Origin of the sequence: Streptacidiphilus neutrinimicus (assembly GCF_000787815.1) — a bacterium.
Classification (GTDB): domain Bacteria; phylum Actinomycetota; class Actinomycetes; order Streptomycetales; family Streptomycetaceae; genus Streptacidiphilus; species Streptacidiphilus neutrinimicus.
The window spans coordinates 45,251-66,342 of the sequence record NZ_BBPO01000042.1 but is presented as its reverse complement, the minus strand read 5'-3'; the positions used below and the strand labels follow the sequence as shown (position 1 = coordinate 66,342).

Genomic DNA, 21,092 nt, shown 5'->3' with positions numbered 1-21,092 from the left:
GGCTCCGGGCGCTCCAACTGGACCCCTCCCGCACGGCGGCAGTCCCCGGCCACTACGAGGAAGCCACACCTCACCGCCACCCCAGGGGAGACCTCCGGAAACCCCGAGGACAGGACCCCGTGTGCGCTTGACAGGCCCGGCCCTCATGGGTGCATGGACGCAATAATCGGCACCCACAGGATCCCCAGCCGTCGCCGACCTCCCGGATGATCCCGGGCGGCCTGGCGTCTGCAGCGACCATCCGCACGGCCCGTCGGGGGTCAGGGGGTAGGCAGGCCTCCCGGACGGGCGGGGCGGCCGAAGCGAACCGGTACGCCCGAGGAGTACAGCACGCTCACCGGCGGCCCCAACGGCATGGGCAGCCCGGCCGCGGCCACCAACTCGTCCTCGACCTCCAGGAGTTCCGCGCGGTGCAGCGGCCAGCGCGGGTGGGTGTTGGGTAGGTACACGGGTCGGCCAAAGAAAGCGTTGTGCATGCCCCAGCGGGCGGTCAGGAAGTGCTCGAGCGGAGTGGGCTCCTCGATCCGCCCCCCCGATGCGCACCGTGATCCGGCTGCGCGCGCCACGCGGTCCCGGCCAGCGGCGACGACTGGAGTAGGTGATCGTGTCCCCCTCCCGGTGGATCGTCATCCGGGCCCAGGTATAGGGCAGCCGGAAGGCGCTTCGGGCGAAGGCCACCGGAAGCAGCCGCGAGGCCTCCAGCGAGCGGAAGACCACGCCGCGGCGGCCGTGGTGGTCCACGGAGTAGAGCCGCACATTGGTCTCGGGAAAGGTGCCCAGGTAGGGGATGCCGGGCGTCTTGAACCACCCCACGCGGTGCATACGGAACGCCACCAGGCCGATGTACGTGATCCCGTCGAGCGTGTCCGGCACCGTCCCGGGTGGCAGCAGCGGTGCCACGTCCGCCGGGTCGGCGGCCCAGTGCAGGAACGACAGGTCGAGCCAGGACTGGGTGAGCAGCGTGTCGGGGATCTCACGCGCAGGATCTGCGGTTATCGGCTCGGCGGAGGCGGGAGCGAGCGACATCGCACCAGCGTCCCAGGCCACCGAGGGCTGTCGACAGGGCGGGGTCACGGTCGCCGGCTGATCAGTCGGGCAGGCCGAGGTCCGGGAGGCTCCCCTGAGCGCCCCCCCGAGCGCCCTGGGGAGCCGGTCCCGGACTCCGCCGCTCAACGCCGGAGCAAGCGCAGGCGACGGAGCATGACGAAGGCTTCGTCATGCAGATCCCACAGCCGCGTCCGCTCCCACTCCGCGAACGGCCCGGGCACGCCGTGCAGCGGCGCGCCACGCCACCGCCCCAGGGCGTTGTCCAGCAGCAGTTCTGCGGCGCCGGGGTCGATCCCCATCAACGCCCGTGCGTCGCCGATCGTGTACTCGAAGGCGATCGCGTCCACCTGGACGGGGTTGATCGCCAGCCGGTAGCCGCCGCCGGTCCACTGCAGGGCACCCCCAACGCCCCCGCGGCGCAGGAGGAGCTGCACGGGCGCGACGTGCCCGTGCAGCTCCTCCTCCAAGGGCCCGGTCTCCCCCTCGACCGAACCCACGACCCCCTCCACCAGTTCCACCACCGACACCTCCATGCCGGCCCGCAGGGCCAGTATGGTCAGCAGCGCCTGCTGCACGGGTGTCCCGGGGAACAGCGGGCAGCCCCGGTCCCACGCACGCAACGGACCGAGCAGTGAGATCTCCACCCCTCGCCCTCCCCGCCGGGCGCCCCCCTTGGCAACCGGCCCGGTCCAGGGCGTGCAGGCCTCGTCGGGGCCGGCCTCGGCCGTACGCCACGTGGTCCTGCTGCGAGGGAGTTGGAGGATGCTGCTCGTCATGGTCCTGTTCGCTCTGCGTCGTCGGCGGGACGGTCCCCTCCTCGGGGCTGCCACGACAGAGCCTGGCAGGACCCGATGCACAACGGATCAACGCCGAGCAGCCGCACGAAGGAGGTATTCCTTCGGCCACTGGTGCTACCCTCCGAGGCGCAGTACGGGGAGCAGTCGTCGCTGGTCGACGTACGCGGATGACCGGGGGACGCCTATGTCCGGGGTGGGAGGTTCGGCGGGCAAGAAGCTGGAGTTCGCTCTGCTCGGCGAGGTCGTGGTGAGACGCGACGGCGACCCGCTCAACGCCGGATCACCGCAGCAGCGCGCCGTGCTGGTGCGGTTGCTGCTCGCGCAGGGCAAGGCCGTTGCGGCGCAGGAGCTGGTGGACGCCCTCTGGGGCGAGGACTCGCCCGCCCGCGCCGTCGGCACGGTCCGCACCTATGTCTCCCGGCTGCGCACCCTGCTCGCTCCGGAGGCTGCCGGCCGCGACCGGGTCGGGGTCTTGGTCTCCGTCGGCGACGGGTACGCGCTGCGGCTGCCGCCCCACAGCATCACGGACGTGGTCGAGTTCGAGCGTCTGACCGAGGCCGGCGCGGCCGCCCGCACCGCCGGGGACGCGCCGCGCGCCGCGACCCTGCTCACGCAGGCCCTGGCCCTGTGGGGCGGCGAACCGCTGGCGGGCGTGCCAGGCCCGTTCGCCGAGCGCGAGCGCGACCGGCTGGCCCAGGCCCGACTGAGCGTGCTGGAGTCGCTGGCCGGCGCGGAGGCCGACAGCGGCAACGACGACCAGGTGCTGGCCCTGCTCGGCCCGCTCGTCGCCGAACACCCGCTGCGCGAAAGGCCACGCGCCGCATTGATGCTGGCCCTCTACCGCAGCGGGCGGCAGGCCGAGGCACTGGCCCTCTTCGACGCCGGCCGACGGCTGCTGATCGACGAGCTGGGCATCGAGCCGGGACCGGAGCTGACCGATCTGCACCGGCGCATCCTGGCCGGCGACCCCAGCCTGTTGGCAACTGAGGGCAGGCGGGCGTCGGACTCCGCACCCGTGGAACCGGAACCCGACCCCGTCCCCGCGCAACTGCCCAGCGACACACTCGACTTCACCGGGCGCGCCGCGCTGGTCGAGAGCATCTGCCACTCGCTGGTCAGCGCGGCCGAACGCTCCGCCGTCACCCTGCACGGCCTCTCCGGCATCGGCGGCGTCGGCAAGACCACCCTGGCCGTCCGCATCGCCCACCGCGTCCGCGCCGCCTTCCCCGACGGCCAGCTCTACGCGGAGCTCAGCGGCACCTCCCCCGGCCCGGCCGACCCCGCGGCCGTGCTGGGCGACTTTCTGCTCGCCCTCGGCGTCCCCGCCGCCCAACTCCCCGACGCCACCGCCCAACGCGCCGCGCTGCTCCGCTCGAGGCTGGCCGACCGGCGGGTGCTGATCGTGCTCGACAACGCGCGGGACGCCGCACAGATCCTGCCGCTCATCCCCGGCACCTCGGGCAGCGCGGTCCTGGTCACCAGCCGAGCGCGGCTGGCGGGCATCCCCGGCGCGCTGCTCACCGAGCTGACCGCGCTGGCGGAACTGGAGGCGCTGGAACTCCTGGCGGCGGTGGCCGGCTTCGCCCGGGTGGCGGCGGAGGGCGCGGCGGCCACCGAGCTGGTCGCGGCCTGCGCACACCTCCCGCTCGCGGTCCGCATCGTCGCCTCCCGCCTGGCCACCCGGCCCCGCTGGACCGTGGCCTCGCTGTTGGACCGGCTGCGCGACGAACAGCGGCGCCTCGCGGAGCTGCGGGTCGGGGACCTGGCCGTGGAGTCCACCTTCGAGCTGGGCTACCGGCTGCTGAGCGAACGGCAGGCGTGGGCGTTTCGGCTGCTCTCCATCCCCGCCGTCTCCTGGTTCTCGCTCTCCGCGGCCGCGGCGGTGCTGGAACTGCCGCTGGCCGAGGCCGAAGTCCTGACGGAGTCGCTGGTCGACTCCGGCCTCCTTGAGGCCGAGTCCGCGGGCCGCTACCGCTACCACGACCTGGTCCGCGTCTTCGCCCGCGCCCGGGCCCGCGCGTCCGAGCCGGAGCAGCTGTGGTCGGCGGCCGTGCTGCGGCTGCTTGAGCAGCAACTGGAGTACGTCTGCACGGCCTGGCGCGCCGCCAACGAGCAGGCCCCGCTGAGCTGGCGGCTCCACCCGCCGCGCCCTGGCACGGACGACGAGGCGACGCGCTTCGGCGACGCCGCGCTGGAGTGGGTCACCCTGCGCGGCGACCGCACCGTCCTCCACGAACTCGCCCAGCAGATCCTGCGCGTCGAGCCGCGCCTTGGCATGCGCCCGCTCGTCGACCTGCTGCTCGCCTGGGTCTGGCTCTTCGAGGACGAGTCCGCGGGCCCCGGACTGCGCGACATCCTCCCCGCCGCGGCTCTCGCCGCCGAACGCACCGACGACCCTCGCGCCCTGTCCCGCCTGCGCTACCTCACCGGCCTGCGCCATTCCCTGGCCGGCCGGGTCACCGAGGCCGAGTCGGAGTTCCGCGTGGCGCTGGCGCTGCTGCCGGACGACGAGAGCTTGGAGATCCGCTACACCTTGGTCGCGGAACTGGCGGTGAACCTGAACGCCGCGGGCCGGGCCGAGGAGGCGCTGAAGCACTTGCGCCTAGCCCGCAGCCTCGCCGCCCAGTTGGGCAACGTGGCCGACGAAGCCCGCCTGCTCGGCAACATCGCACGCGGCGAACTCACCGCGGGCCGACCGGACCCGGCCCGGCAGGCGGCCGAGGAGGGCCTGGCGACCGCGCTGACCTCCGGAAGCCGCAGGTCGGAAGCGGACGCCCGCTACCAGCTCGGCATCGTGCTCAGCAGCTCCGGGGACACGCGCACGGCGATAGCGCACTTCGCCGAGGCCCTGTCGCTCTACCGCGCCCAACAGCGGCTCGGCCTGGAGGCGCTGGTGCTCGCCCGGCTGGCGCACTGCCGGCTCGACCTGGGCGAGGCCAGGCCCGCCCAGGAGCTCGCCGCAAGGGCCCTCGACCTGCTGGACGCGTCCGAGCTGCACTACCACCTGTCGCTGGCGAGATGGGCCATGGGACGGGCGCTGCTGGCCCTGGGCGACGGGCGAAGGGCGACGGACCAGTTGACCCTGGCCAGGGACGGCTTCCAGCGGCTGGGCGCTCCGGAGGCATCGGAGGTCGGGGCGGTGCAGCTGGTCGCCGGCCTCGTTGATTGAATGTTGACTCTCACCCGCGAAGATAGGCCCAGGCCGAGCACGCCTCGGTCGCCCGACTTTGAACACCCTTGAGAGGAACACCATGAGCACGCCGGAGCAGCCGCAGCAGTCCGACCCGACCGAGGCCGTCGCGGCTGACCCGTCGTTCGCGAACGACGTCGTCGCGGTCGACCCCGCGACGGACCCGACCGCCCCGCCGCGCAAGCCGGGCACGGTCAGCCCCAACGAGGTCCGCACCCAGCCCTGACGGACACGCGGCACCCCTGACGCCCGGCGCACTCGCGTCCGGGCGTCACGTCGTTGCGCGGGCCGCAGGATCGCCTCGCGGCGACCGGCGTGCGAGGGCTGAGCTGATCAGGACGGGTCGCCACGGGCGATAGGTCGTGGTGATCACCGCCGTCTTGGCCGGACGGCCTGCGTGGTCCGTTTCCGGCAGCGGGAGCGGCGTCCGTCGTCCCCGCGGAGGGTCGATAACCGCCACCGCGCGGCGTAGGTGGCTTTCGTTCCGGATCAGGGTCCGGTCCAGGAGTTCGTGGCGGCAGATATGTGCCCAGCGCTCCATGATGGAGTTCATGCGCGGCATCCGGACGCCGGTGAGCACAGCCTGGATCCCGGCGTCGGCCAGATCAGGTTCTGTGCCGCTTGGGTGACCCAGCTCGCGTTAGGGTGCGCGACGGTGCCGAGGATCCGGACGCGGCGGGTGGCGTGCTCGATGACCGCCAGGAGGTACTGGCGTTGGCCGGTCAGGGTGACGGTCTCGATGAAGTCGCATGCCAGCAACGCATCGGCCTGAGTACGGAGGAAGTCCACCCAGGTGGTGGCGCTGCGGTCGGGTGCGGGGTCAATGCCCTCGGCCTTGAGAGTCTCCCTGACCGTCGACGCGGCGACCTTGACGCCGAGAGCGGCGAGTTCGCCGTGCACTCTCCCGTATCCCCATGAGGGGTTCTCGCGCGCCAGGCGCGGGATAAGGAGCCGGATCGAACGGACCGTGGGCGGACGTCCGGGGCGCTTCGGTCGGCAGGGGCGTGGCGCCGCCGCGTGAGATCACGATGCCAGCGCAGCACCGTGTCCGGGCGGACGAGCAGCCGCAGCCGACGCAGGGGCTCCCGCGGCAGTGGAACCAGCAGAGCCGCCAGGAACGCGCAATCCTCCGGAGAAAACGTCACCTTGCCCCCACCGAGCTGTCGTTCCTTCGCCCTCAGGCGCCCTGGAGGGCCGCCTGTCCGGCATTGCCCACCACCACATCGAGAACGGCCATCGCAGCCCCACCCGCCACGACGCTGTGCTGTACGGGCGGGCCTGAGGTCAGCCCTTCGGACCGAGCAGGAACAGCACCCCAACGATTAGCGCCCCAAGGAGGATCGTCGCCACCACAGCAAGGCAGCAGCCCTTACGGGTGTCGCCAGGCTTCGCGGTGTACCTGGTCTGCGCGGTGTTCGAAGGCATGACTGGACCCTACGCCGGCCTTCAGGCGGCAGCGGTGTACCTGGTCTGCGCGGTGTTCGAAGGCATGACTGGACCCTACGCCGGCCTTCAGGCGGCAAGTGGTTCGGGCCTCTGCTCGCTGTCCCGCGCTTTCACGGCTGCGCGCCAGACGCTCAGGAGCTCGTCCGAGACCGCTCGGTCCCCGGCGGGTATGCGTCCATTCGGGGCTTGGCGGAAGAGGGCGCCGATGGCCGTGTTGGTCTGGGCTACGGGGTCGTTGTGGTGCAGGTCGGGCACACCATCATTGAGTGCCGCATCAGACAACGTTTGCCTGGTCATGGGAGATCACTCTGCCGACCGGTGGGAGAGTGTGGGGTAGAGACTGCCAACCGCGCGCTGACGTCGGACGTGATCGCGGCACTGAGGTACTGGCCCGGTGTCCTTTGGCTGGGTCAGAAGAATCCACTTACGGATGTCGCGACGGGTGCATACATTTGACGCATGGCCTTGCATGGGCGGCGGCGGGGGTGGGTCGATGGCTGCGGCGGGTGAACGGCTGGTGTTCGTGCCCAGCCGGATCGGGGAGTTGGGCTCCGCGTTGGGCGGCAGCGTCGTGGTCCCGTTGTTGATCGCGGGCCCGTTGCTGGTCGTGAGCCTTGCGATCGCGGCGTTCACCGGTAGCGGGTTCGTGTGGGGCGTCCTGTGGCTCCTCGTCACTCTGACCGCCCTGGCCGTGGTCGGCCTCGCCCTGACCGCAGCCGTCATGCTGTCGACGACAACGGTGCGGTGGATCGAATTCCGCTCCAAGGACGGCGTGACCACTTTGGCGGTTGCGCGCTTCCTGCGCTCGTCGAGCCTTGCCCTGACCGACTTGCGGCGCGTGGAGGTCGTGGAGCGGCTGCGGGCGGGGCGGCGAACCTCGGTCACGGTGGTGCTCCACACGGACGCGGGCACGGTGGACTGCGGACCGTTCTCCGTTCGCCTGTCCCCGGTCGATGCCCGCGCCGTACAGGGCTGGTTGAGCGCCCGGGTGGGACCGCAGCCGGTCGCGGTGGAGTACCGCAGCGACAGCGGCCCTGGCTCTCTCTTTCCCGACGAGTGGTTGACGCGATCGGCACTGGCGGTGTTGTGGAACGTTCCCGACGGCGCCGTCGACGAACTGGCTACGCGGTACGACGTCCGCGCCCGCCGATACACACCGCGCGCGGCCGCGGCCCACGCGCCGGGTACCACGGTGACCCTCTACGACCCGGTTCGAGCACACGACGCCGCAAGACAACTCCAAAAGCGCAGCGCCCAGCCCCCCGAGCAGGGCGCCACGGCGGCAATCGCACCGCCCCTGGCCCAGACGCCTGACTGCAACTGACATACCATCACCCCCTCCAGGCGAGGGACGCGGGAAGCTGTTCAAGCTCGCCGATGGGGGCCGGCTGGGCAAGCTCCCCGACGGACCCTTCACCACACGCCTGTGACCGGGAACCTCGCGACGTTCATGGCGCTTCCGAAAGGGCGGGACTCGTGCACGGCCACACTCCGCCTCGCTATAGCTAGTAGGTGCTCGTTGCGGCCAGTCTGCCCACACATGTTCGCGAGCGCCCGGTGACGCGCCCGGCCGCCGGCGCGTCACCCTCACGTCGGGTCGCGGATGCCGAGGGTGAGGTGGTGGGTGTGGTGGACGGCCTGGTCGAGGAGCTGGGCGACGTGGTCGTCGTGGAGCCGGTAGATCGCCCGGCGTCCGTCACGTCCTGAGGAGACCAGGCCGAGAGTGCGCAGCAGGCGAAGTTGGTGGGAGACGGCGGAGCGTTCCATGCCGACCTGGTCGGCGATCTCGGTGACGGAGTGGGGCGCCACGCGCAGGGCGGCGAGGATGAGCAGCCGGGAGGGTGTGGCGAGGGCTTGGAGGGCGGTGGCGACCAGGGCTGCCGTTCCGGGGTCGAGTCGTGACGAGGCCGGGCGCGGGAGGCCCAGCAGGCACCCGGCCTCGCAGGGTTCGGGCCGGGTGCCTGGTCGGCCATCTGCCGGGTCAGCGGCGTGCACGGCGGGGCCCGAGCGCCGGCCGGGCGGGCCGGAAGGCGTGCAGCTCCAGGGCGGGTGGGGGCGGCGCGATCCCCGGCCCTCCTGCCGCGACCCAGGTGAGCAGGTCGTCGGTGCAGCCCCGGGTGCCGCTCCAGCCGATCCGGATGGGTCGGCCGCCGCGTAGGCGGCCTGCGGTGGAGGGCTGGATCACCACGACATCGGCGTGGTCGCACGGGCCGAGGCAGTCGGAGGTGCGGACCTCGAAGCGTGCTCCGGATCTCATCTCCGCCGCAGCGCGAAGGCGGGCGAGCTGTGTCGCTGCCGCAGTGTCGCGCCCCTTGCCGGGGCTGCCGCAGCAGCAGCCCCGGCAGAGGGTGAGCAGGCAGGGGCGGCCGGGGCTGCGCAGGGTGGTTCGCCCGGCCGGCGCTTGGGGCATCCGGCCGTTCACCTCGGGAGTGCCGCGGGCAGGCGGCTCGCGTGGACGCGGCCTTCCCAGTCGGCGGTGACGAGGAGGTCGGGTCCGGCCCAGGCGAGGGCGGTGACGGGTTGGTCGAGTTCGCGGGTGTGGGCGGGGCGAAGTCGGGCGCCTGCTCGGCCGCGGGTGGCGCGCCACAGGGCGAGGGTGCCTTCGGCTCCGGCGCTGGCGAGGATCCCGGCGCCGCCTGGGCGCCAGGCCAGCGCGGTCACGGTTTCGTGGGCGCGCAGGGTGCGGGGGCGGGTGCCTTCAGGGCCCTTGCCGGAGAAGTCCCAGACGGTGATGTCGGGTGCGCCGTCGGAGGCGAGCCAGTAGCCGGTGTCGTCGAAGGCGAGGCGGGCGATCTTGTCGGGGTAGCCGTGCATGGTCAGGTCGCCGCCGATGGGGGTACCCCCGGCCGAAGGCTGGGGGAGGGTGCGCCAGATGTGGATGGAGGCGTCCTGGTTGCCGCTGCAGATCCAGCGTCCGGTGGGGGCGATGGCGAGGGCGAGGTGGGAGCCGAGGTAGCCGTACTCGGTGACGGGCCTGGCGCTGTGGCGTTCGTAGCAGCGGACTCCGTTGTAGGCGGTGGTGGCCAGGCGGCGGTTCTCGCGCAGCCAGGCGACGTCGGTGACGGTGCTGGGGGCGGGGTCGGTGGCCCACAGCTGCTCACCGTCGGCCGCGAGGACGAGCGCGCGGCGGCCGGAGGCGACGGCGACCTTGTCGTTGCCGCCCCAGCGGACGGCGGCGGACCAGTTGCCGGTCTTGGAGATCAGGGTGGTGTTGGTCGCGCGGCTCCAGGTCGCGTGGCCGAACGGGCCGCCGAGGGCAAGATGTGCGCCGTCCGGGGACAGTTGGGCGGCGAGGATGCCGCCGGGGAGGGTGACGGTGGCGACGATGTCGCCGGTGGTGGTGTCGAGGATCCAGCAGGTGCCGTCGGCTCCGGCGACGGCGACGAGGCCGGCTGCGGAGTGGACGGCGACGGGGGCGTCCTCCACCGCCGTTTCCCAGGCGGTGTCGACGTCCAACGTGGTGGCGGTGCTCATGCGGTCACCGCCGCGGGGGTGGCGGTGAGGCAGGCGGCGAAGCCGGCGTTGAGCTCGTCGCGGTCGAGGTTGCGGCCGATGAAGACGAGCCGGTTGCGGCGCGGTTCCCCGATCCCCCATTGGCGGCCCATCTCGCCGTCGAGGAGCATGTGGACTCCCTGGAAGACGTACTGCCGCTCGGCGCCTTCGAGGGCGAGGATGCCCTTGGAGCGGAAGATGTCCGTGCCGCGCTCGCGCAGCAGGGTGCCGAGCCAGGTGTTGAGGCGGTCCTCGTCCAGCTCGCCCTCCAGGTCGATGCCGACGGAGGTGACGGTGGTGTCGTGCTGGTGCTCGGTCTCGGTGAGGAACTGCGGGTCGGTTTCCAGGACCCGGTCCAGGTCGAAGGCGTGCACGTCGAGGATCCGCGGGAGATCCACGGCGGCCTGCTGGGCGGGGAGGATGTCGGCGAGGGCGTTGACCGCGCGGATGCGGGCGACGACCTCGGCGAGGGTCTGGTGGTCGACGAGGTCGGTCTTGTTCAGCACGATGCGGTCGGCGAAGGCGATCTGCTCGACGGCCTCGTTCTCCACTCCCTCGGGCTTGACCTCGTCGAGGTGGGCGCGGATGTGGGCGGCGTCGACGAGCGTGACGATGGCGTCCAGGCGCAGCTGGGAGGCGATCTCGTCGTCCATGAAGAAGGTCTGCGCGACCGGGGCCGGCTCGGCCAGGCCCGTGGTCTCGATGACGATGCGGTCGAAGCGCTCCCGGCGCCGCATGAGCGCGCCGAGGATGCGGATGAGGTCGCCGCGGACGGTGCAGCAGATGCAGCCGTTGTTCATCTCGAAGATCTCTTCTTCGGCGTCCAGGACGAGGGCGTCGTCGATGCCGACCTCGCCGAACTCGTTCTCGATGACGGCGATCCTCAGGCCGTGCTGCTCGGTCAGGATGCGGTTGAGCAGGGTGGTCTTGCCGGAGCCGAGGAAGCCGGTGAGGACGGTGACGGGGACGCGGGTGTCCAGGGCATCCCCGACTTCGGTCTCGTTCTCGGGCAGGTCGGTGGTGTCGGTGGTCACGCGGGTGCTCCTTAGCGTTCGCTGGTGGCGGGACTGGTGGCGAGTGTGACGGCCAGTAGTTGCGGGGTGATCTCGATGACGGGGTGGTGCAGGGTCCAGCGGCGGGTGGTGCCGTCGGCGGCGAGGACCGCGATGACGGTCTCGACGGGCGGGCATCCCGGTTCGGTGCAGTCGAGTTGGCGGACGACGACGGTGTCGTCGCCGGCGAGGTCGAGTTCATGGCGGACTTGGCCCTTGATGGCGGTCAGCCGGGCGGTGTGCTCGGGCGGCTGACGGCGCAGCAGCCTGGAGATGGGCAGCCGGAGGAGGGCATGGCGAAGTCTCCCTTCGCGAGGGCGGGGTGGAAGAGGAGCCGCAGTCGGTCAGGCGGCGGGGGCGGTGGGGCCGGTGCAGTCGGCGCAGATGCCGGTGAGTTCGACGGTGTGCGAGATCTCGGTGAAGCCGCTGGTGGCGCCTATCCGTTCGGCCCACCTCTCCACGAGATGGGAGTCGACGGCCACGCTGCGTCCGCAGGTGCGGCAGCGCAGGTAGTGGCGGTGGTCGGGTCCGGGCCGGTGCCGGAAGTGGCGTTCGCCTTCCGAGTCGCGCATGGTGTCCGCCAGGCCCGCCTCGGCGAGCGCGGTGAGGGTGCGGTAGATGGTGCTCAGGCCGACGCGGTTGCCAGCGGCGATGAGGCGGGCGTGGAGGACCTGGGCGCTGACGAAGTCCTCGCTGTCGATCAGGGCGCGCAGCACGGTGGCCCGCTGCTGGGTCGGTCGCCCGAGCAGGGCGACCTCCCCGGGCGCGCTGGTGGTGTCGGTGCTGGTCACAAGGTCCTCGCGGAATAGGGGGATGTGGGTGACGTGGGTGTCAGGCGGTCACCGTCCTGCTGCGGCGGGTGGTGGGACGTCTGAGGTAGGTCGCGGCGTAGACGAGGGAGGCGGCGGCCATGACCGAGAAGCTGGGCGGGCACCGGGGAATCCACGCCGCGGCGGCGAGCCCGGCCCACATCTCGGCGACGGCCAGTCCGGCCGTCAGTGCCAGTCCGCGGAACGGGCGGTCGGTGAGGCGGACGGCGGCGCCTGCCGGGGCGGCGAGGAGGCCGAGCAGTAGCAGGGAGCCGACCGCCTGTGTCGCCTCGCCCGCGGTGATGCCGACAAGCACCAGGAAGGCCAGCCCGAGGGCCTTGACCGGGACGCCGCGTGCTGCGGCGACCGACTCGTCCAGGGTGGCGAAGAGCAGGGGACGCCCTAGGAACATCACGGCGACGCCGACGCCGAGCGCGACCAGGACGGCGACGAGGGTCTGCCCGGCGTCGAGGCCGAAGATCGAACCGAACAGGACCCGCACGCCCGCGCCGCCGTCGTTCATGCCGCTGGCGGAGGTGGTGTAGAGGGTCAGGAAGAACGAGCCGAGGCCGAGGATCCAGGCGAAGGCGCTGCCGATGACGACGTCGTCGGCCTTGCCGCGCCGCCCGATCCCCGCCAGGAGCAGGGCGACCAGGATGCAGGCGGTGAAGAGTCCGAGGCGCAGGTCGTAGCCGGCGGCCAGTGCCGCCATGGCGCCGGTGAAGGCGACGTGGCTGAGCGCGTCGCCGGTGAAGACCTGGGCGCGCAGCACCAGGAAGTAGCCGACCAGTCCGGCTGCGAGCGCGATGAACGTGCCTGCCAGGAGCGCATGCTGGAAGAACGGTTGCGACCAGGCGTTGGCTCCTGCGGACGCCAGGTAGAGGTTCATGCGGCACCTGCCGGGATGGTGGCCGAGGCGATTCGGTTGGCGAGTGCCGTCGACAGCAGGCGCGCGCCGTGGGCGAGGAGAAAGAGTGCGAACGCGATGGTCGTGACGAAGAAGCCGAGCGGGTAGGGCCAGAACCAGGCCGCGACGAGCCCGGCCCAGGTCGCCGCGAAGCCGAGCACGACCGTGAGTAGCAGGCTCAGCCCCGGTCGGGCGGTGAGGACCTGGGCGGTCGCCGCCGGGAGCACCATGAGCGCGAAGACCAGCAAGGCGCCGGTGATCTGCGCAGCCTCGGCCGTCGCGGCACCGAGCAGCACCAGGAAGGCGACCGACAGCCCGCGGACCGGGACGCCGCGCGCGGCGGCGACTTGTGGGTCGACGGAGGCGAACAGCAGCGGACGACCGATCACCGCCAGAACGCCCAGCACCGCAACGCCAGCCATGGCCAGGGTGGTGACCTGTCCGGTGGTGATTCCGAGGAAGCTGCCGAAAAGCAGTGTCTGCGGCCCTTCCAGCAGGCCCTTGTAGAGGGCCATGAACAGGTAGCCGCACGCGAGCAGGAAGGCCTGCACGATGCCTATGGCCGCCGACTCCCCCGACCCGCCCGGCTCACGGCCGCGCCGCAACAGGGCCAACGCCAACGCGGCGGCGACGCAAAAGCCGAAGTAGCCAAGGCTCAGCGCGAATCCGGCGAGCGTGGCCAGCGCGGCGCCGGGGAAGGCGACGACGGACAGGGTGTGTGCGGCGAAGGTCTGGCGGCGCAGCACCACGAACCAGCCCACCGCCGCGGCCACGACGGCGACGGTCGCCCCGGCGCGGAAGGCGTTGACCATGAACGGATAGGACCACATCTGCTGGAAGTCGCCGACGAGGTTCCACGAGAACGACGCTGAGCCCATCTCACTTCTCCCGGCCGGTGTGGCGGTCGGTGTGGACGGCGGGGGCCTCGGGCTGGCCGACCACGACGAGGCGTCCGTCCTGGGTGGAGAGGACTTCGACGGGGGTGCGGTAGAGGCGGGTCAGCGTCTCGGAGTTGATGACCTCGCTGGGCGGCCCGCACACGGCGCCGCCCTCGGCGATGTACACCACCCGGTCCAGGTGGTGGAGGATCGGGTTGACGTCGTGGGCGACCATGACGACCGCGACGCCCTCCTGGTGGCAGATCCGGCCGATGAGCGCGGCGACGGCGCTCTGGTTGGGCAGATCCAGGCTGTCCAGCGGCTCGTCCAGCAGCAGGATCTCAGGTCGGCGGACCAGTGCCTGGGCGATGAGCAGCCGCTGCTGCTCGCCTCCGGAGCACTGGCCGATCGGGCGGTGGGCGTAGGCGGACGCGCCGACCAGCTCGATCACCTCGTCCACACGGGCCTGTTCGGCGCGCCGGGAACGGGACCAGGGCAGAGGAACGCCCCAGCGGTCGCCGTCCAGGCCCATGCGGACGATGTCGATCCCGCGGATGCGCAGGTCGGAGTCGAAGCTGCGGCGCTGGGGCAGGTAGCCGACGCGGTGGCCGGCCTCGCCGGGACGGCGCCCGAGCACCCTTATGTCGCCGGCTGCGGCGGGAACGGTGCCGAGGAGCACCTTGACCAGCGTGGACTTGCCGACGCCGTTCGGGCCGAGCACGGCGACGAACTCCCCGGCCTGCACTTCCAGATCGACGCCGGACCACAGCGTCCGGCCGCCGACGCGGGCTGCCGCGCCGCACAGGCACAGCACCGGCGTGGTCGGCGTCACCGGCGCGCCGGAGGCGGCGGGCGAGGCCGGCTCGACCTTGAGGAGGTCCTGCTGCTGGGCCTGTGCGGCGGGGTTCATGGAGTCCTCACTTCCCGGTGGCCTGGTGCAGCGCCTGCTCGACGCCCTGAAGTTCGGCGACCTGCCACTGCTCGAACGTGTCGTTCGCCGGGGCGAGGGTCTCGGTGACGGTGGTGACCGGGATGCCCTCCGACTTCGCCAGCTTCACCTGGGCGACGACGTCGGGGGTGGAGTTCTGGCTGTTGTAGACGTAGACCTTGAGCTGCTTGGTCTTGATCTGCTGGTCGATCGTGGCCTTGTCCGCGGCGGTGGGGTCGGTGCCCTCGCTCATCGCGTCCAGGAACCTCTCCGGCGTCAGCATCTTCAGGCCCAGGCCCTCGGCGAGCGGGGTCACGATCGACTCCGAGGCGCCGATCGGCGTCCCGGCGTATTTCGCCTTGATGTCGGAGATCAGCTGGTTGTACTGCGCCAGGGTCTGCGTCTCGAAGGTCTGCTTCTGCTGGTCGAAGTAGGCGGCGTCGGCCGGGTCGATCTTCTTGTAGTCGGCCGTGATCGCCTCGATGACCTGGTGCACGTTGGTCGGCGAGTACCAGCGGTGCGGGTTCCCGCCCGGCTGGATGCCGACCAGGTCCCCGACCTTCAGCTCGGTCCGGCCGCTGCCGGGGTTCGTCGCCAGCAGCTTGTCCGCCCAGGCGTCGTAGCCGATGCCGTTCACGATCACGTACTGCGCCGTCGTGACGGTGCGCGCGTCGGCGGCGGTGGGCTCGTAGGAGTGCGGGTCCGTGTCCGGGTTGGTGATGATGCTGGCCACGTGCACGTGTGAGCCGCCCAGCTGCGTGGCTATCGAGCCCCAGAAGTTCTCCGCCGCCACGACCTGGATCACCTTGCCCCCGGCCGCCGCGCCGGACGCGCCGGCCGCCCCGGAGCCGGTCGTGTCCGGGGAGGAGGTCGAGCAGGCGCTCACCGTCGCGACCAGGGCGACCGCGGCAGCGCCGAGAACCAGTCTGACCGGGCGACGGGCGGGGCGCAGGGACGACGTGGACGCACTCATGGCAGGAACCCCCAAGGGAATCGGCTGGCTTGACGACACCCAACGCTAGATGGAAATGGTTTTCATCACTAGATAGATCCAAGCCCGAGATGAAAACCATTACCAAACCTTGACCAGCGACAGGGTCCGATCGGGTCGGGAGGGGGTTGACGGGACGCTCCGCAGGCGGACAGTCTCTATGCGTAACGGTTTTCATGTTCGTTACAGGTCTTGGGTCCAGTCCCCTCCCCTGAACGGAGCCCCGCATGTCGCTCGACGTCTCCCCCGAACTCCTCGCCCAGGCCGAACACGGCCCTGTCGACGAAGCCGACTTCGTCGCCACCGTCCGCGACTCGCTCCCCTACGCCTACAAGACCGTCGAAGCCCTCGCGGCCCGCCTCCCGCACACCGACGACCCGTTCGTCGACGACAACACCCCGCCCACCGACACCGAACGCGGCCAGCTGCTGCGCGCGCTCGCCAGCAACGCGATCCGCGGCAGCCTGGAGCGGCACTTCGACGTCACCCTCGCCTTCGTGAACTGCCACAACGTCGCCGCGTTCCGCCCCGGCAGCGAACACGACGCCGCCTACCGCGAGTTCACCTCCGTACGCACCCAGCTCCTCAACCAGAAGCCCGAGCTTCGCAACTGCTGACAGCAGCCGATCCTCCCCCTGGCCCTGGCGCGCCGACCGGGCGCGCCAGGGCCACGATGGAAGCGAAAGGCGACGGCGCGCCCTTGCATCGCCTTCGCTCACCCCGGGAGTCAAGCCGTGGCCGTCAGCGTCACCCTCGGCCGGACCGGCCCTGCGACGTGGGGGCTGACCTTCAACCGCGACGGGCACGTCTTCGCTGTCGGCACGGCCGAGCGCGCCGGCAACATCTACAGTGTCTACGCTTCGCCCGACGAGCGGAGGGGCTGCGAACTCGTCGGCAGCGGCACCGACCTCGAAGCCGCCGTCACCACGGCCATGCACTTCTTCGTCGCCGGCCTGCACCACCCCACCGCCCGCCACTACGCCGAACCAGCCGGCCAAGAGGGCGACGAGGACCTCACGGCCGTCGAGTGGACAACGTAGGGCCCGAGCGCCGGGCGACCGGGCCCGCGGCCAGGGACGCGACAGGCTCCCAGGCGACGGCGCGCCGGTACTCGATGGTGTGCCCGAACGCGTATACCGCGTGGGCGGTCTGACGGACGATCTCGACATGCTGGGCGCGCGCGATCTGCGCGTTGTTGACCAGGTGGCCGGCGGTCGTCTCCTGCATGGCCCGGAACGCCACCTGCGCCGGCGCAAGAGGTCGGGGACCCGGCGACGAGCAAGGGCAGAGCCGAAGCGTGCCCCGGGGGGAAGCAGACACCGACTTCCCCGCCCAGGACCCCATGGCGCTGTATGTCCGCAGCACCGGGCCCGCGCCAGAGGTAACCCCTCGCGTCGACCGGCAAACCCGCAGACCAGTACGGGACCAGCAAGGCGCCGGTACGGAACCGGCGGGCCGGGGACAAGGGAGGGATCGCTCCCCCCGAGGAGCCGACGGACCTGCTGGTCACCGCGGAGGAGTCGATGGGCAGCCTCTCCCGCCTGGTGGAGAACCTGCTCGACATGAGCCGACTTCAGGCCGGGGCACCGGCCGCAGCGTGCTCGCCGCCTACCGCGAACTGCGCCGCGGGGTCATCGCCGTACAGACCACGGAGCTGCATCGCCTCGACGAGGACCACGAGATCAGCGACACCACGCCGCGCCGGCTCCAGCACGAACTCGACCTGGAGGAGACCGGCCTCGGCGGCACATGACAGCCGACGCCACAACCCGCCTCTGCTAAGCCCGAGTCAAGGAATGCATCCCGGACATATCGGCGACGTCAGGGGCACCGGCGCACGCTTGCGCCCAAGTGACGAGTGTCGCTGGGATGGTCGGCATGGACCTCCTCCGCAGCCTCGTCCGCGCGCTCGCCGCGCCGGGCTGCTCTGCCGCGGCGATCGCCCGGCTCGAGGACCGTCCGCCGCATCGCGCGCACTGACGCTGCGTCCAGCGCCCTCGCGCCCACCCGCCCACGCCGGCCGACGCCTGCGCCGACCGCACCGCACTCGTCACCGGCGCCACCAACGGCCTCGGCCTGCAGACCGCACTGCGGCTCGCCCTCGGCGGCGCCCGCGTGATCGTGCACGGGCAGACCCCGCAGAACACCGACGTCGCCGTCGCCGCCCTCACCGAGCTTGGCGCGCCGACCGGACGCCTGGAGCAGGCCACCGCGGACTTCCGTCACCTGGACCAGGTGCGGACGCTGGCCGAGCAGCTGACGGAGCAGCACGAGCGGATCGACCTGCTGGTGCTGAACGCCGGCATCGCCGCGCCCGAGCGGCGCACCCTCACCGAGGAGGGCAACGAGCTGAGCTTCCAGGTCAACTACCTGGCGCCCTACCTGCTGACCCGGCTGCTGGAGCGCCCGCTCGCCCGCGGCACGGACACCCGTACCGTCGCGCTCGGCTCGTCCCTGCACCGCGCCGCCAACATTGACTGGACCGACCTGACCCGCTCCAAGCGGTACTCCCGGATCGCCGCCTACGGGCAGTCCAAGCTGGCGCTCACCACCTTCGTCACCGCCCTCGCGCACTGGCTGCCGGAGGGTCACACCGCGCTGACCGTGCACCCCGGCGTCGCCGAGACCGCCACCCGCCCCCTCTACGGCACCACCGGCCGTCCGGCCGGCGAGGTCGCCGAGACCGTCGTCGCCCTGTGCGACCCGGGCTTCACCGTCGTCAACGGCGGCTACTACGAGGGCCTGGAGCTCGGCCAGACCGGCCCCCAGGTGACCGAGAAGCGCTCGGTCGACCGGCTGCTGAAGCTCAGCGAGAAGCTCACGGCCGCCCTCGAGCCCGCCGTCTGAAGGTGCACCACCACGCCTTCCACCAGCCACCCACGACCACGAGGAACCCCGAAGAGATGTCCAAGCGCGCCCGCAAGAAGCACGACCGTCGCAAGAAGGCAGGCAACCACGGCAAACGCGCCGGCTCCTGACCGAGCGACCGCTACCGGCGGCCCGGGACGCGCCCCAACGGGCGATTCCCGGGCCGATGCCGTTTGCTGGCCCGCAGGCTCGGTGACAAATCGGTGCTGATCCGGGAACCGGTACCGGACCGAACCGAAGAGCTGGGCTGTGCATGGCCGACGTGATCTTCGTTGACGAACCCGGCCCTGGCCTGGTTCCTCCAGGCGCTCCTCCTGGTCGCCGCTCTCGCCGCGTCCTACCGCCCGCTCGGCGACTACCTCGCCCGCGTCCTCGCCGGGACGCTGTGGGACTCTGTCGCCTGATGGCGACGATGTTCCTCACGCTCGCGGTGGTCCTGCTCACCACCGTGTGGTGGAAGATCTCGGTGCACACGGCGGTGGGCGCTGGGGCCATCGCGGTCCTCGCCCTCGGCCTCAGCCTGTGGTTTCTCATCGCCTACCCGGTGTGTGGCTGGTCGGTTGGTCCCGTGCCAAGCTCCAGGACCACACGGTCGCGCGGACCATCGCCGGCACCCTGCTCGGCGCCTTGGTCGCAGGGCCCGTGTTCGCGCTGCTGCGCTGACTCTCTCCGGAGCTAGGCAGTCTGGGATCTTGGATGGGCCGGCAAAGGCCCCTGATGCGTTGCGGACGCCCTGTCAGGGACTGGCGGTCACGGTGTGGTCTCGGGGTTGGCACTGTTGCCCTGGTAGACGGTGTCACCGCTGCAGACGGCGGTTGATGGTGTGGATGCCGGTGGCGCGGAAGGCGGCGAACTGGCCCGCCGCGGAGCAGTTGCCGAGGCTCACGGGCGCCCGGTGCCGAGGGTTTTGCCGGTGGTGGTGCCGGTGAACGTGACAGGGCCGGTGGGCCGGGTCGTGGAGCCCGCGGTGGGGCAGGACAGGTCGCTGAGCACGACCGGGATCCCGAGCCGGGTGCGCGACGGCAGAGCGCTGAGGGACGTGGATACCGGCTTGCCGACGGTGCAGCTGATGGTGACCTGTGCGGGCCACGTTGACGCCCTGGCGGTGGGCCCCGACGGACTCCTCCCGCAGCTTGGCCGTCTCCACGAGGACGGCGATCCCCGACGGCGGTATTTGCCAAACGGTCGACCACTTCGTGCTCCTGACCGGGTAGCTTCCGAGGCATCCATTGATCTTGATGCGCGGGGCCGGTCGGGACGACCGATCGGGGCCGCCGAAAGGGGCGTGCCGTGATGAGGGTCGACCTGACAGCGACCGCGGCTGGTCTTCCGCAGGCGTGGAGCTCTCGTCCGCTGGGCCGGGTGGGGGCGGCGTGCGTGAAGGTCCTGCGCATGGACGAGCTGCCGATGGAGGAGGAGAGCCACGCTGCCGACGAGGCGCTCCTCGTGCTCGACGGCCGGCTGGAGCTGGAGGTGAACGGCACCCCGCTGTCGGTGCGGGCGGGCGAGCTGTACATGGTCGCGGCGGGAACCGCCGCACAGGGTTCGCTCCGGAAGCCGCGGCACGCTGGCGATCGTGGAGCTGGCTGAAGACTGAAGGCCTCCTCAACGCGCCCGGGGGTTCGGCTCGCACTCGCGTGCGACGGGAACGATTCCGCATCTGGTTGCGTCTCCTTACCAGACTGGAGGCGACGACCCCAGGAACCCGCAGACCTGAGCAAAGGTGACCGAACACACCATGGACACGACCCTCGCCTCCCCCGTCGCGACCCCGATCCCCCGTACGGTCAGGTCGGCGTGGATCCACGCCACGGCGACCGCGTTCGGCGCCGGGCTCGGGCTCGGCGTCCTGACCAATCTCGCCCAGGGCTGGCTCCCGGGCGCCTGGAACCAGCTCGCGAACTCCGGGTCCGTCTGGTCCGTCTTCGCGTTCGTCGCCGGCGCCCTGCTCGCCCGTCGGACCAGCCTGCCGACGGCGGCCGTCGCGGGGCTGTGCACCGAGGCCGGCCTGGTTGTCGGCTACTACGGCTACGCGCAGGTGGGCCGCCACGGTATGGGCTCCCTGGCGGCTCCCCTTGTCTGGCTCGGAATGGCGTTTGTCGCCGGACCGCTTTTCGGGGTCGCCGGTGGGTGGTGGTGTGGGCGGGACGCGCGCCGCCGCATCGTCGCCGTCGCCGCCCTTGCGGGGGTCTTCGGCATGGAGGGCATCCAGTACGCCTGGGTCCTGCACTACGCCACCGAGGCGTGGGCATGCGCCGCGGTCGTGATGCTGGTTCCGTTGCTGATGCTCCGCACCTTCGCGGCGCGCGGACTAGCGCTGCTGACGGCCCTGCCGCTCTCCTGTGTGGCCTACTTCGTCTTCATGAAGCTCCTGCTGCACGCCGCCATCGGCTGAAGCAGTCCCGAGCGGGCCGCCGACGGCGCGCGCCGGTTCCAAGAGCGGAACCCGAGCGTCGGCGAAGCTGCGCGGGAGTGCGGATCGTCCGTTCGGCCCGGAAGCGCAGGCCGACCGGCCCCTTGTGCTCTGGGCCGGTCGATCACCCGGGCGCGATGCCGCCGGCTGAGGTCGCGACCCGCACGATCGGCAGTACTTCGCCGCCGAGCACTGGCTGCTCAAGCCGCTGCCGACCTAACTCTTCGAAACCGGACGGTGGTTCACCCCGCGTCCCCGTCGTCCAGCGCCCAGG

At 71.6% G+C, this 21,092-nt stretch carries 21 protein-coding genes and 3 pseudogenes; 11 read left to right on the top strand and 13 right to left on the bottom strand.

The window, feature by feature from the left end:
- Positions 1–260 precede the first annotated feature (260 nt).
- Positions 261–1,026: pseudogene (locus tag TR48_RS40815) on the bottom strand (YqjF family protein).
- A gap of 143 nt (positions 1,027–1,169) precedes the next feature.
- Positions 1,170–1,691, bottom strand: a complete 522-nt coding sequence (locus tag TR48_RS24680; RefSeq protein ID WP_052442974.1) for an AfsR/SARP family transcriptional regulator — start codon at positions 1,689–1,691, stop codon at positions 1,170–1,172.
- 337 nt (positions 1,692–2,028) lie between these two features.
- Here TR48_RS24680 and TR48_RS24675 point away from each other — a divergent pair, with 337 nt between their 5' ends.
- Together TR48_RS24675 and TR48_RS43580 are read left to right on the top strand one after the other, a co-directional pair.
- Positions 2,029–5,013 carry an AfsR/SARP family transcriptional regulator gene (locus tag TR48_RS24675; RefSeq protein ID WP_052442973.1) on the top strand — a complete coding sequence of 995 codons (2,985 nt, stop codon included), beginning with the start codon at positions 2,029–2,031 and terminating at the stop codon, positions 5,011–5,013.
- A gap of 82 nt (positions 5,014–5,095) precedes the next feature.
- Positions 5,096–5,260 (top strand): hypothetical protein, encoded by a 165-nt coding sequence (locus TR48_RS43580; RefSeq protein WP_161789905.1) that lies wholly within the window; start codon positions 5,096–5,098, stop codon positions 5,258–5,260.
- Between the two features lie 231 nt (positions 5,261–5,491).
- Here the strand turns inward: TR48_RS43580 and TR48_RS44990 are convergent.
- Positions 5,492–6,215: pseudogene (locus TR48_RS44990) on the bottom strand (transposase family protein); the annotation flags it as partial.
- 758 nt (positions 6,216–6,973) lie between these two features.
- Here TR48_RS44990 and TR48_RS24665 point away from each other — a divergent pair.
- Positions 6,974–7,804 (top strand): Asp23/Gls24 family envelope stress response protein, encoded by an 831-nt coding sequence (locus TR48_RS24665; protein ID WP_042371014.1) that lies wholly within the window; start codon positions 6,974–6,976, stop codon positions 7,802–7,804.
- A 263-nt stretch (positions 7,805–8,067) separates the two neighbouring features.
- Here TR48_RS24665 and TR48_RS24660 read toward each other — a convergent pair whose 3' ends face one another.
- The 9 genes from TR48_RS24660 to TR48_RS24620 all read right to left on the bottom strand — a co-directional run bounded on the left by TR48_RS24660 (position 8,068) and on the right by TR48_RS24620 (position 15,519).
- A complete protein-coding gene (locus TR48_RS24660; protein WP_042371068.1) occupies positions 8,068–8,409 on the bottom strand; it encodes an ArsR/SmtB family transcription factor in 342 nt (113 codons plus the stop codon).
- A 52-nt stretch (positions 8,410–8,461) separates the two neighbouring features.
- Complete coding sequence (locus tag TR48_RS46630) at positions 8,462–8,737, bottom strand: hypothetical protein (protein WP_369405609.1); 276 nt, start codon at positions 8,735–8,737, stop codon at positions 8,462–8,464.
- Between the two features lie 161 nt (positions 8,738–8,898).
- Positions 8,899–9,954 carry a WD40 repeat domain-containing protein gene (locus TR48_RS24650; protein ID WP_042371010.1) on the bottom strand — a complete coding sequence of 352 codons (1,056 nt, stop codon included), beginning with the start codon at positions 9,952–9,954 and terminating at the stop codon, positions 8,899–8,901.
- Positions 9,951–11,006 carry a CobW family GTP-binding protein gene (locus tag TR48_RS24645; protein WP_236652311.1) on the bottom strand — a complete coding sequence of 352 codons (1,056 nt, stop codon included), beginning with the start codon at positions 11,004–11,006 and terminating at the stop codon, positions 9,951–9,953. Before TR48_RS24645 ends, TR48_RS24650 begins: the two co-directional genes overlap by 4 nt.
- 362 nt (positions 11,007–11,368) lie before the next feature.
- A complete protein-coding gene (locus tag TR48_RS24640; RefSeq protein ID WP_236652310.1) occupies positions 11,369–11,815 on the bottom strand; it encodes a Fur family transcriptional regulator in 447 nt (148 codons plus the stop codon).
- Positions 11,816–11,855: 40 nt separating this feature from the next.
- Positions 11,856–12,722: a metal ABC transporter permease gene (locus tag TR48_RS24635; RefSeq protein ID WP_042371009.1), complete on the bottom strand. Its 867-nt coding sequence runs from the start codon at positions 12,720–12,722 to the stop codon at positions 11,856–11,858.
- Positions 12,719–13,618, bottom strand: coding sequence for a metal ABC transporter permease (locus tag TR48_RS24630; protein WP_042371007.1), 900 nt, complete (start codon positions 13,616–13,618; stop codon positions 12,719–12,721). The genes TR48_RS24635 and TR48_RS24630 overlap by 4 nt, the downstream gene beginning before the upstream one ends.
- 1 nt (position 13,619) lies before the next feature.
- Positions 13,620–14,528, bottom strand: a complete 909-nt coding sequence (locus TR48_RS24625) for a metal ABC transporter ATP-binding protein (protein ID WP_084729717.1) — start codon at positions 14,526–14,528, stop codon at positions 13,620–13,622.
- Between the two features lie 7 nt (positions 14,529–14,535).
- Positions 14,536–15,519 carry a metal ABC transporter solute-binding protein, Zn/Mn family gene (locus TR48_RS24620; RefSeq protein ID WP_042371005.1) on the bottom strand — a complete coding sequence of 328 codons (984 nt, stop codon included), beginning with the start codon at positions 15,517–15,519 and terminating at the stop codon, positions 14,536–14,538.
- A 245-nt stretch (positions 15,520–15,764) separates the two neighbouring features.
- Between TR48_RS24620 and TR48_RS24615 the strand changes: the two genes are divergently transcribed.
- The gene (locus TR48_RS24615) at positions 15,765–16,154 is read left to right on the top strand and encodes an SCO5389 family protein (RefSeq protein WP_042371003.1); all 390 of its coding nucleotides are present in this window, start codon (positions 15,765–15,767) and stop codon (positions 16,152–16,154) included.
- A 117-nt stretch (positions 16,155–16,271) separates the two neighbouring features.
- Complete coding sequence (locus tag TR48_RS24610; RefSeq protein WP_042371001.1) at positions 16,272–16,577, top strand: hypothetical protein; 306 nt, start codon at positions 16,272–16,274, stop codon at positions 16,575–16,577.
- Here the strand turns inward: TR48_RS24610 and TR48_RS24605 are convergent.
- Positions 16,552–16,764, bottom strand: a complete 213-nt coding sequence (locus tag TR48_RS24605; RefSeq protein WP_042371000.1) for a hypothetical protein — start codon at positions 16,762–16,764, stop codon at positions 16,552–16,554. The two genes, TR48_RS24610 and TR48_RS24605, sit on opposite strands and share 26 nt — an antisense overlap.
- A 370-nt stretch (positions 16,765–17,134) precedes the next feature.
- Here TR48_RS24605 and TR48_RS43575 point away from each other — a divergent pair, with 370 nt between their 5' ends.
- The 6 genes and pseudogenes from TR48_RS43575 to TR48_RS44740 all read left to right on the top strand — a co-directional run bounded on the left by TR48_RS43575 (position 17,135) and on the right by TR48_RS44740 (position 20,800).
- Positions 17,135–17,290: a hypothetical protein gene (locus TR48_RS43575; RefSeq protein ID WP_161789904.1), complete on the top strand. Its 156-nt coding sequence runs from the start codon at positions 17,135–17,137 to the stop codon at positions 17,288–17,290.
- A gap of 299 nt (positions 17,291–17,589) precedes the next feature.
- A pseudogene (locus tag TR48_RS24600) lies at positions 17,590–18,384 on the top strand (SDR family NAD(P)-dependent oxidoreductase); the annotation flags it as partial.
- A gap of 56 nt (positions 18,385–18,440) precedes the next feature.
- Positions 18,441–18,515 carry a 50S ribosomal protein bL37 gene (locus TR48_RS46845; protein WP_370103260.1) on the top strand — a complete coding sequence of 25 codons (75 nt, stop codon included), beginning with the start codon at positions 18,441–18,443 and terminating at the stop codon, positions 18,513–18,515.
- Positions 18,516–18,677: 162 nt separating this feature from the next.
- Complete coding sequence (locus TR48_RS46400) at positions 18,678–18,809, top strand: hypothetical protein (protein ID WP_268873596.1); 132 nt, start codon at positions 18,678–18,680, stop codon at positions 18,807–18,809.
- Between the two features lie 988 nt (positions 18,810–19,797).
- The gene (locus TR48_RS24590; protein WP_369405608.1) at positions 19,798–19,995 is read left to right on the top strand and encodes a cupin domain-containing protein; all 198 of its coding nucleotides are present in this window, start codon (positions 19,798–19,800) and stop codon (positions 19,993–19,995) included.
- Positions 19,996–20,143: 148 nt separating this feature from the next.
- Entirely contained in the window at positions 20,144–20,800 is a 657-nt protein-coding gene (locus TR48_RS44740; RefSeq protein WP_174501734.1) for a DUF6518 family protein, read from the top strand.
- Positions 20,801–21,092 lie beyond the last annotated feature (292 nt).